Annotated in this window: 9 protein-coding genes; 2 read left to right on the top strand and 7 right to left on the bottom strand. The window is 41.9% G+C overall.

What is annotated here, in order from left to right:
* Positions 1-110: 110 nt before the first annotated feature.
* The 3 genes from PLE34_RS21145 to PLE34_RS21135 form a co-directional block, all read right to left on the bottom strand.
* Positions 111-281, bottom strand: a complete 171-nt coding sequence (locus PLE34_RS21145; RefSeq protein ID WP_324560385.1) for a hypothetical protein — start codon at positions 279-281, stop codon at positions 111-113.
* Positions 268-744 carry a TIR domain-containing protein gene (locus PLE34_RS21140; RefSeq protein ID WP_324560382.1) on the bottom strand — a complete coding sequence of 159 codons (477 nt, stop codon included), beginning with the start codon at positions 742-744 and terminating at the stop codon, positions 268-270. Before PLE34_RS21140 ends, PLE34_RS21145 begins: the two co-directional genes overlap by 14 nt.
* Positions 745-1,158: 414 nt before the next feature.
* Positions 1,159-1,779 carry a hypothetical protein gene (locus tag PLE34_RS21135; RefSeq protein WP_324560379.1) on the bottom strand — a complete coding sequence of 207 codons (621 nt, stop codon included), beginning with the start codon at positions 1,777-1,779 and terminating at the stop codon, positions 1,159-1,161.
* A 291-nt stretch (positions 1,780-2,070) separates the two neighbouring features.
* Here PLE34_RS21135 and PLE34_RS21130 point away from each other — a divergent pair, with 291 nt between their 5' ends.
* Positions 2,071-3,480 (top strand): IS4 family transposase, encoded by a 1,410-nt coding sequence (locus PLE34_RS21130; protein ID WP_324560377.1) that lies wholly within the window; start codon positions 2,071-2,073, stop codon positions 3,478-3,480.
* A gap of 385 nt (positions 3,481-3,865) precedes the next feature.
* Here the strand turns inward: PLE34_RS21130 and PLE34_RS21125 are convergent, their stop codons facing one another.
* From PLE34_RS21125 to PLE34_RS21110, 4 genes are all read right to left on the bottom strand, one after another.
* The gene (locus tag PLE34_RS21125) at positions 3,866-4,282 is read right to left on the bottom strand and encodes a DUF1801 domain-containing protein (protein ID WP_324560373.1); all 417 of its coding nucleotides are present in this window, start codon (positions 4,280-4,282) and stop codon (positions 3,866-3,868) included.
* A gap of 10 nt (positions 4,283-4,292) precedes the next feature.
* Positions 4,293-4,658, bottom strand: coding sequence for a VOC family protein (locus PLE34_RS21120; protein WP_324560371.1), 366 nt, complete (start codon positions 4,656-4,658; stop codon positions 4,293-4,295).
* Between the two features lie 13 nt (positions 4,659-4,671).
* Positions 4,672-5,595, bottom strand: coding sequence for a phosphoheptose isomerase family protein (locus tag PLE34_RS21115; RefSeq protein WP_324560368.1), 924 nt, complete (start codon positions 5,593-5,595; stop codon positions 4,672-4,674).
* A 317-nt stretch (positions 5,596-5,912) separates the two neighbouring features.
* Positions 5,913-6,779, bottom strand: coding sequence for an SGNH/GDSL hydrolase family protein (locus tag PLE34_RS21110; RefSeq protein WP_324560365.1), 867 nt, complete (start codon positions 6,777-6,779; stop codon positions 5,913-5,915).
* A gap of 211 nt (positions 6,780-6,990) precedes the next feature.
* Between PLE34_RS21110 and PLE34_RS21105 the strand changes: the two genes are divergently transcribed.
* Positions 6,991-7,797, top strand: a complete 807-nt coding sequence (locus PLE34_RS21105) for a toxin-antitoxin system YwqK family antitoxin (RefSeq protein WP_324560362.1) — start codon at positions 6,991-6,993, stop codon at positions 7,795-7,797.
* The last annotated feature ends 173 nt before the right edge of the window (positions 7,798-7,970 follow it).

The following is a 7,970-nucleotide window of genomic DNA, read 5'->3' as shown; positions in this document are numbered from 1 at the left end:
GCTGATATGGATTGTGCCGGGGATATTGTCGTATTTCTTCTGGAAGAAAAAAATGAGGCAGACGCCGGATGTGAGCTAGTACCAGTGTAATTTTGCATCCCCAGGCTAGCTTAAGTATTCCGGACCTCATCAGTGGAAACAGTTGATTCAACCTGCCTGAGTAATTCATACGGGAAAATAAATCCGCACGATGAGCCGCTAACCGTTATATTATCAATTTTTAACAATGCATTGCCGGCAGTTCCTTCATAATCGCCGGAATACAAATCATAAGGAATCAAAAAGATAATAATTTTTGGCTTTTGTATAGCTCCGCTTCAGGCAGTCGGTTATAAAATCTTTTTTCTCTTCAATTTTACCACTTTCATATTCAATTCTTGTCAATCCATTAATGTCAGCAAATAGTTCAACATCTTTTTCAGCAACTACAATTAAAGCATCTTTTGGTTTATATGATGCAATTCCCGGCAGGCTGTCAAAAGCACCAAAGCAGTAACCCAATTCAAATATTACATTTTGCCTGGCTCTTTTATTCCCGTCTAACATCTCGTCATCTTTGGTTAATATTACTATAACACAGTGAACATCATCCCAAATTAAATCTCTTAAATTTTCAAAAATAGTATCTGCCGCATATTCTTCAACTAATATTCTTGGTAAAAAATTACATTCATTAATCATTTTTTTTACTTCTAAATAATCTTTAGAATGCCCATGCATTATTGCAACCTGAAACTTCCCCATATGATTATAAAAAATTTATTAACGAACTCAACTACTACTCAAAATTTTAAATTATATAGCGGAAATTGGATGGGTGTATCTTGGGTATTGTATACGGTGCGGACTGATACGGTTATCAAACCTATTCATTTATTTTGAAATTGAAAAAGTTTTTTGCAGGGTTCTATGCGGGCAATTTCATAGCAATGGAGCCTGATAAAAAAGCAGATTTAAAAATTTTCCGGCGTTGTAACTGATACACATTGGCTTGACCGCAAAGACTATTGCAGGAATAAAACTTAGCCCCTGGGTCGCGTAGCCATGTCTGTTGCTTCAATGCAGACCCCGGCGCCTGAATAAGAAAGGCCTGCTCCAAACGCGTTCCCGGCGCAGGGAGCAGACCTTTCCTAAGCTTATTAAAAAGAATATTCAGGGTTACTCCGGAATATTCAGTAAACTGCTTATCTCTTCAAATGACAAAGCCTTCAACTGCGATTCGGTGTACCTTTCCCCGTTGATGGTCACTCGTTTTTCGCCTTCCCCGGCAAATCGGCCTGCGGCGACACCACCCGGAACCAACACATACCGGAACTGTACGGAGCCAAAGCCCAGGTAGGGAGACGTATTGTCATGCGTAAAGCGCGTAACGTAAAGCACATTCGGGCGGGGAACAAAACTAACCGTATTGGGCCTGGACCCCGCACGGCTTGTGTAGGGTAATGCAAGAACAGTAGTACCGAATCGCATATATATCAGCACGAAACCATTATCAATGATTGCCTGATTTAGTTGATTTGCACGGATATGGTTAACTTTTAAATTAGTGCCGTCAATTAGTGTATCACGTTCAGCCTGCTGAAAGCTCAGCCATCCGCTGTAAATAACATTTGCTGTACCTGCAGGACCCTGCGTACCGGCAGGTCCTTGCTGACCCTCAGGCCCCGCGTTGCCCTGCGCGCCCTGTGCGCCCTGCGGCCCTTCCGGTCCTTCTTTTGTGCAGCTTAAGATAAGTAACATAGCAGCCAGTGCCGGCATGAAAAGTTTGAATTGTTTCATTATTGTATTTTTGGTGAATGTTTAATAGCACACAATATGAATCCCCGTATGGTTCAATTTGTTACCTTTCAAAGGATAACGCTTTTACAACCTTTTTGTTTCCCCGCAGCAATATATATTTTAAAGGACAAATTTTTCGCAGGTGGGTGGTGACACCATAGTCGTTAAGCTAAGAAGAAAAGGAGAGCTAACTCATTAATAATGAACAATTCCCTTCTGGGGAGTTGTTTTTTATTTTCTCCTCATTGTAGTATTATTTAAGGGCATGGGGTAAGAAAAAAAAGTTGTATAATGCATGCCCGTTGTAAAAGTAAGCATTTACAGCCTAAGAGGAGAAACAAATTAGAAATTAGAGAAAAAGTTTTATTAAAGGAACATGCCGCAGATATTTCTGCCAACATCAAAGGCTTCCTTTGCTCTGCCCAGGCAGAAAGACTAGGCAGACAAACAGGATTTATTAAAAGAAGCAGTGGCAAAATAACAGCACAGGGCTTTTTAACTACACTAATGGTAGCCGATAGCCCACAGGGTCATATAAGCCTGCCGGATCTGACGGCAGAGTTACGACAGGCTCATGGTATAGCAATAAGCAAAGAAGCCTTGCATCAGCGCTTCAGTGTCCAGGCGGTTAATTTTCTTGAAAAAGTAATACAGCAGGCGCTGGAGCAACACCTCGGCAGAGAGAAAGAGGGATTAAAAACACATTTTTCACGTATCAAGGTAAAAGACTCTACTAAGTTTAAATTGCCCACCGATTACAACGGTGCCTACAGAGGATATGGTAATTTCAGCAAAACCAATGGCATGATAAGCCTGCAATACGAATATGATCTGGTGAGTGGTAACTGGCTATCCATAAAGCTAACCGATGGTTTGCGCAATGATCTCGCGGACGCAGAACAAACCATATCGGCTATAACCACCGGCGATCTGCATATCCGCGATCTGGGATATATCTCCCCGGCCTATCTGAAGGCAGTCATACAATCTGAGGCTTTCTTCCTAAACAGATTACCTCCTCAGGCGGGCGTATACAACCTGAATGGAAAGTCTTTGAATTGGAATAAGGTGTTCAGGCAGGCAAAGGGGCAGCAGCATCTGCAACAGGACGTGTTGGTATATGACAAGGAGCGGATTGCATGCAGATTGATCATTGAAAAAGTACCGGATCATGAGTTTAAGCGCCGGTGGATCAATGCACAGGCTAAGGCTAAAAGCAAGGGCATTGGTATATCACAAGAACATAAAAAAAAGCTGCATTATAATATTTATGTTACTAATGTCGGAGCTGATATACTGCCTGCATCAGAGGTTAGAAAAACCTATTACCTGCGCTGGCAGATAGAACTGGTATTTAAAACGTGGAAATCATTTTTCCGTATCAATGAAGTTAAACGGGTAAAAAAAGAGAGGCTGGAATGCCAGTTACTGGGCAGATTGTTATGGATATTGATCAACTGGAGCTTATTCAGCCGTCTCAATAAGCATGTATCTGTCAGGGGACAGACCGTAAGTATGCTGATGTTTTTTAAACGAAGCCTCAAATTTGCTTCTACTTTAAAAACGGTACTATTAAAAAAGCTACCAATAAAATCCTGGTTATCCAATAACTATCTGCCCCTCATAATAGATTGTGTATGCCATGCACCAAAAAATAAGCAAACGCATTATCATTCCTTACAGTTTAATACAAAATCTTAGCTTAACGACTATGGTGGTGACACCCACCTGTAGAACCCGCTACCGGTCGGTGTCTCACCGACCGGAAAGTTGTACATGGAGCGAAAAATTGAAATACGCCCAGCGCATTTTGCGCTCACACGCACATAGTATATATTCATATGAATACAGAAAAAAGCCCGATAAAGTACCCAAAGCTCAAGAAGATTTCCGCCAGCCCGTATTTTTGCCAGGCATGTTAGCGGTTCAGGCTTTTTGTCCAGTCGTTATATGTCATCTCAAACTTTATTTCGCAGTCTTTTATTGTCTCCCCTCATGTGGAAAGTTAAGTTTAGGCATTGCCTTTTTACAATTATTGTTACCCCGTTTTATGTTAGTTCACTATTTAAATACAGCGCAGGCCAGGTTACCTTTCTGTGAAAAATGTAATGGAGCTGGTGATCATTTTTTTCAAGACCTCAATATTTATATCTGCTAACTTCTTGATATAAATACAGGCTTTGCCGGTTTTGTGTTTTCCAAATTGCTTAAGCAATGCTTCCTTCCCATCAAAATTCGTAGCCAGGTACAGGGCAAATTCAGCTTTCCGCGGTGAAAAACCAATTAAAGGAGCATCTCCCTCATGGCCACTTTCATATTTGTAGTGGTAGCTGCCAAACCCCACAATAGCCGGGCCCCACATTTTCGGTTCGAACCCCGATTGCTTTTTCATAATTTCCATTATGGCAAATGCATCTTTTTTCCTTTGCACGTCAGGTACTGCGTCAAGAAAGTCGGAAACACTGTTTGCGGTTGCTGTAGTTTTTGCTTTATACCTGGTCATAAGATGCTATTTACTTAACAAATGCTCCAAAATGCCATAGAATTCCTGACGGGTCGTGCAAAAAACATTCCCTGCCCCAGTCGTATTGCCGTATTGGTGTTAGCTTTACCCCTTCGTATTTAGCTGCCAGGTTTAAAGCCACCAGCTCATTCCAGAAACGATCCACATCTTTTACTTCTAAAAAAATCATTGAATTGTCTATCCAGTCCGCAACGTAAGCGTCCTGCAAATAAAATCCCAATCCCTCCGTTGTAAAAAGAGACATATCAGGAAACAGTACCGTTTCCCTGAAACCCAGGTCGCGGTAAAAACACCGCGAAATGTTGAAGTTCTTAGCCCCGATAAACGGCCGGATAGATATTGCTTTATGTTCCATTGTTCTTGTTTTTTCAAAGTTCCTTAATTTCAATTCCTTTTAAAAACGCTTTTGCCGGCAAAATAAAGAAGCCGTCAAAATGCCTGGTAAAAATTAAAAATTCACCATCGGCCGTGATATACGGAAAGTTGCCCGTCATATCACCTTTAATAATATTCCCGATGTATATGGGCGCTGTCCATGCCTGCTGTGTTTTGCGGGACACAAATAACCTCGCGTCCTGCCGGTTTTCGGCGATCGTTAATACCATATAGCTTTCATCGGGCGATACCGCTATTTCAAATACCGTTCTGCCGGTATCCTCTTGCCTCAACTGGTTTACAAAATGAAAAGGCTCCGGGTTTTGATAGTGTCCATTTTTACAAACCATTTTATAAGTGAGCGTCTTACTCCAGTCCGGCGTATGGGAAGTAAAATAAATAGTACCATTAGCCGTAATGCAGGGTTGCGAATTGTAGTTATAAATAAGGTTAGCTTCGGCAAAGGGAACGGGAGGTTGCCAATGATCCGCCACTTTTGAGGAAGTCCAGAAATTACCATTGGGCTTAGCGCTGGTATCACCAGGCGTTCTGCGGTATGAAATGAAGAACAGCTTATCTTTTTCAATGGTTGAGATCACAGGATATAAATCTGAGACGGAATCACTAAAACGGATCAGCTCGGGCTCCTTCCATTTGCTACCTGTAAATGCAGACTGGTAGATCCGGTAATCTTCGCGGTTGGGAACCTGATGCCGGAAAAAATAAAAAGTAGCATAATCATTTGAAAAGCATCCCTTGTAGGTGTTGCCTTTTATGGCTAATCCGGGAGCAAAGGGCACGGGTTCTTTATTATCCCTGTACTTGCTGAATAGGCTATCATGTATTGATGCGTTGCCGCATGAAAGCATACCAGCAATGCATGCATATAATGCCAGGCAAATGATAATCGGTTTCATTTTAGATAGATAAAGTATCTTAAAAAGAGCAGGATACAGATCTACACGCGCTAATGCAAAGGCGGAAGTATAAAAAATTCAGCCTGCTAACTGAGTTAAATATAAGAACAAAAATTGATGATAAAATGTTTCGTTGAGATAATGACAAAGTATTCTTATTGCTTCCGTTCCAGGTCCTTTACCTGCATTTTTTTCCGGCAGCCATATTGCAGCGCAGCGAACTGAACCCTGAAGTGTGCGACGCAAGATAAGCTGCACGGCATTCCTGTAGCCGGGTACAAAAATCATTTTGCTAATTGCTGTTAGCAGGAATTATTTCATTCTACCATCCCGGCTTCTTCTCCCCGGTGGTTCTTATTATTTATACCCTTCATTTCTTTCACCAGCATTTTTGCGATAACGGCATAGCCTTTGTCGGAGGGATGAAGCCCGTCGTAGGTCATGTTGATGGCATCCGGAGGATAAGGATATTCATCCGTTTCAGGATGGAAAGCGATTTTTGTATAGGCGGGATAGGGATAGTTTTTATATGCCCCTGTTTGCGGATCTTTCAGCCGCTTGAAGTGCACCATATTCTTTTGTGTTATGCCGCTCCTGTTATACAGATCAACCACCGTAATATTTTCATATTTCCCAATGGCGCTGATGGCCGCGGCAAACTGTTCCAGTTGCTGCCCGTCTTTTTCCCTGTACGAGCCCCAGGCATTGTTGGTCATATTGGCAATGTACACAAAATCGCCACGCTGCATGGGCGTAATGAGGATGATCTTCGCATGGCTGTTTAAACTGCGGAGCTTGTTGATGATAATACGGAAAGAACCATACACGGTGTTATTGCCGGTATTGTTTTGATAATCTGCCAGAACGCCAACGGGCCTGCCTTGCCACCAGTCGTTGGTACCGAGGAAAATGGAATATATATCGGCTTTGATAATACCCAGCTTTTCAATCTCAGCGGCAATACCCCCGGAGGTCCAGCCATTATGGCCCTGGTTGATGTATTGGATATGCGGCAGTTTTTCCACCACTCTTGTCATATATCCTTTGCTGATGGAGCTACCTGTTTCATCCGCATGTTCGTTCAAATAGGTAATGGAGTCGCCAATGGCTACCCAGGTCATTTTTTGCTGTGTAAAAGCGGTAATACCACAAATAATAATAAAGGCGATGAGCAGCTTTTTCATATAGCGTTTGTTAAAATAATGTTGCAATATACAGGAGGTGCTTTTAATGCTGCAATAAAGACGCTGCAGATATGCAGATTATTTGCGGCAAAAAAGCCAGGCACGTTATTTAAAAATAGCAATTCACCGGCGATTATTACAATTCATTCCAAACAGACTTGCTACCCGTATCCCTTTGATATTGTTTTGCAAGCTGAAAAATAAAAAAATTATGCAAACTACATTGAAGTTAAATCAAAAATTGATCAGCATCGTGCTGATCACCGCAACATTGCTTTTTGCTTCCTGCAAAAAAGATAAGCATCCCGATCCGGCGCCTCCTCCCCCGCCGGCCAACCCTGCACTGCAGGAATATAAAGACGGCGAGGATTTTATGCGGTTCGAATACAATACAGACGGGTCGCTTAAAAAAGCTACGGTTAAAAACGATATCAACACTTCGGGCGATATTGTGGATTTCAGCATCAGCTATGCAGCCGGTAAGATCAGCGAAGTAAACAGCAGCTCGGGTGAAAAAATTGTGCCGGTGTATGAAAACAACGTTTTAAAGCGGGCTGAATATTTTGTTGCCGGGCAAAGAACAGGATATACCAACTATTATTTTGAGAACGGAAACATCAAAAGGGTAACCATTTACGCGGGCGAAGGAACGGAATATAACCCGCTGCTTGAATTTATGTATACCTATAATGGAGATGGCAATGTTACGGAAGGTGTAATTATGGTGGCAACAAACAGGCCGGGGTATATGGTGAGAGCAGGGCATGCAGAAATGCAGTATGATCAAAAGATCAATCCGCTCTATACCCACAAAGATTTTTTATTGCTGCTTTGGCAGGGCCCTTCTAAAAACAATGTTATTGTAGAAAATATTTTTGATGCGCAGTTAACCCTGGAAGACAAATACCAGTATGAATACACGTATAAAACAAGCGGATTGCCGGAAAAGGCCCAGGTTAAGATAGGTTTGCCGGGAAACCCGGTTACTATGGGGAGCGTTGGATTTACCTATAAATAAGCCATAATTTTAAGAACAGCCGCTTCAGCGTGGCTGTTCTTGTTTTTGATTTATTGAATAGTCTGATGCCTCCTTCATCGCGTACCGACCAGTTTCATTTTCAAATTTTCAAATTCCCCAATAGGATTAGGTATTTTATTCTCAAATAGCTTTTAGTATTGAATAGGGGTGTG

It is taken from the genome of Agriterribacter sp. (genome assembly GCF_035445465.1).
Classification (GTDB): domain Bacteria; phylum Bacteroidota; class Bacteroidia; order Chitinophagales; family Chitinophagaceae; genus Agriterribacter.
This window is presented reverse-complemented; position numbering and strand designations above follow the sequence as displayed.